This is a genomic window from Parasaccharibacter sp. TMW 2.1891 (genome assembly GCF_023337675.1).
GTDB classification, from domain to species: Bacteria; Pseudomonadota; Alphaproteobacteria; order Acetobacterales; family Acetobacteraceae; genus Bombella; species Bombella apis.
The window spans coordinates 2,501-5,308 of the sequence record NZ_QORT01000006.1 but is presented as its reverse complement, the minus strand read 5'-3'; the positions used below and the strand labels follow the sequence as shown (position 1 = coordinate 5,308).

Here is a 2,808-nt window from a genome sequence, read left to right as displayed (position 1 = left end):
GTGGGTATGGATGCGGGGGTAGGATTTGAACCTACGACCTTCAGGTTATGAGCCTGACGAGCTACCGGGCTGCTCCACCCCGCGTTGGTGGGTGGTTTTTATGGGTGTGGGTGAGCGAGGGGACCTGGCGGCGACCGACTTTTCCGCTCCTTAAGGAGCAGTATCATAGGCGCTGGAGGCTTTAACGGCCGAGTTCGGGATGGGATCGGGTATGGATCCTCCGCCATGGCCACCAGGTCTTCCCGCTCACCCATGTGGGTGTTTGGGGGTGTTTTGGTTGGTGTTTTCTGGAGTGTGACTGACTACTGTGCATGTGTTTTGGTGTGTGAGAGATATGGGCGATTAGGATCAGTCAGCTACACATGTTGCCATGCTTTCACACCTGACCTATCGACGTCCTGGTCTTGGACGGCCCTGTGAGACCTAGTTTTGAGGCTGGTTTCCCGCTTAGATGCTTTCAGCGGTTATCCATTCCGAACTTAGCTACCCGGCTGTGCCGCTGGCGCGACAACCGGTGCACCAGAGGTTCGTTCATCCCGGTCCTCTCGTACTAGGGACAAATCCTCTCAAGTCTCTTACACCCACGGCAGATAGGGACCGAACTGTCTCACGACGTTCTAAACCCAGCTCACGTACCACTTTAATCGGCGAACAGCCGAACCCTTGGGACCTGCTCCAGCCCCAGGATGTGATGAGCCGACATCGAGGTGCCAAACCTCCCCGTCGATGTGGACTCTTGGGGGAGATCAGCCTGTTATCCCTAGAGTACCTTTTATCCGTTGAGCGATGGCCCATCCACGCGGGACCACCGGATCACTATGGCCGACTTTCGTCTCTGCTCGAGCTGTCACTCTCGCAGTCAGGCGGGCTTATGCCATTGCACTCGACAGCCGGTTTCCGACCGGCCTGAGCCCACCATCGCGCGCCTCCGTTATTCTTTGGGAGGCGACCGCCCCAGTCAAACTGCCCACCATACAGGGTCCCGGACCAGGCTGACTGGTCTCGGTTAGATATCAGAAAAGTTCAGGGTGGTATTTCAAGGATGGCTCCACCTGAGCTGGCGCCCGGGTTTCAAAGCCTCCCACCTATCCTACACAAAACTTTCCTGATACCACTGTAAAGCTGCAGTAAAGGTTCATAGGGTCTTTCCGTCTGACCGCGGGTACCCCGCATCTTCACGGGGAGTTCAATTTCGCTGAGCCGATGCTGGAGACAGCGGGGAAGTCGTTACGCCATTCGTGCAGGTCGGAACTTACCCGACAAGGAATTTCGCTACCTTAGGACCGTTATAGTTACGGCCGCCGTTTACCGGGGCTTCGATTCGACGCTTGCACATCTCCTCTTAACCTTCCGGCACCGGGCAGGCGTCAGACCCTATACGTCATCTTTCGATTTCGCAGAGTCCTGTGTTTTTACTAAACAGTCGCTACCCCCTGGTCTGTGCCACCCGCCGATGGTTGCCCACCAACGGGTCTCGTTTCTTCCGAAGTTACACGAGCAATTTGCCTAGTTCCTTCAGCATCGTTCTCTCAAGCGCCTTGGTATACTCTACCAGTCCACCTGTGTCGGTTTCGGGTACGGTCTATATGCCAGAGCTATTTCCTGGAACGGTCCAAAAGCCAGCTCAATCCGATAAGAGCTGACAACATATCTCGTTCGTCACTTCTGGCAGGCTCAGGACTATTAACCTGATTCCCATCGACTACGGCTTTCGCCCTCGCCTTAGGGGCCGGCTCACCCTGCGTGGATTAACCTTGCGCAGGAACCCTTGGACTTTCGGCGACAGTGTTTCTCGCACTGTTTGTCGCTACTCATGTCAGCATTCGCACTTCTGATACCTCCAGAGAGGGTCACCCCGTCTCCTTCGCAGGCTTACAGAACGCTCCGCTACCGCGCATAGTAAACTATGCACCCACAGCTTCGGCACGTGGCTTGAGCCCCGTTACATTTTCGGCGCAGGGTTTCTATTAGACCAGTGAGCTATTACGCTTTCTTTAAAGGATGGCTGCTTCTAAGCCAACCTCCTGGTTGTTTTGGAATCCCCACATCCTTTCCCACTTAGCCACGATTTAGGGGCCTTAGCTGGTGGTCTGGGCTGTTTCCCTCTCGACAATGGACCTTAGCACCCACTGTCTGTCTGCCGTGCTCATACTCCTCGGTATTCGGAGTTTGGTTAGGTGTGGTAAGGCTTTGGGCCCCCCTAGCCCATCCAGTGCTCTACCCCCGAGGGCAATACACGACGATCTACCTCAATAGATTTCGCGGAGAACCAGCTATCTCCGAGTTTGATTGGCCTTTCACCCCTAGCCACAGCTCATCCCCGACTTTTTCAACAGGCGTGGGTTCGGCCCTCCAGTGCGTGTTACCGCACCTTCAGCCTGGCCATGGCTAGATCACTCGGTTTCGGGTCTTCTACCAGTAACTCAGTCGCCCTATTCAGACTCGCTTTCGCTACGCCTACACCTATCGGCTTAAGCTTGCTACGGACAGAAACTCGCTGACCCATTATACAAAAGGTACGCCGTCACCCCATAAGAGGCTCCGACTGCTTGTAGGCACCTGGTTTCAGGTCTCTTTCACTCCCCTTATCGGGGTGCTTTTCACCTTTCCCTCACGGTACTGGTTCACTATCGGTCACCAGAGAGTATTTAGGCTTGGAAGGTGGTCCTCCCATGTTCAGACAGGGTTTCACGTGCCCCGCCCTACTCAAGGCCTTCAGGAGACATTACGCATAAGGGACTATCACCCACTATGGTCAGACTTTCCAGACTGTTCTGCTTGTTCTCTCGAAGACACTGGCCTGTTCCG

1 tRNA gene and 2 rRNA genes (1 of these 3 running past the window's edge) are annotated in these 2,808 nt (G+C 55.0%); all 3 read right to left on the bottom strand.

The features are described 5' to 3' along the window. Positions 1–7: 7 nt before the first annotated feature. A tRNA-Met gene (locus DTJ15_RS09060) sits at positions 8–84 on the bottom strand. Positions 85–122: 38 nt separating this feature from the next. Beyond that, positions 123–237 (bottom strand): 5S ribosomal RNA (gene rrf, locus DTJ15_RS09055). Positions 238–322: 85 nt separating this feature from the next. Next, positions 323–2,808, bottom strand: a 23S ribosomal RNA gene (locus DTJ15_RS09050) (it continues 251 nt past the right edge of the window).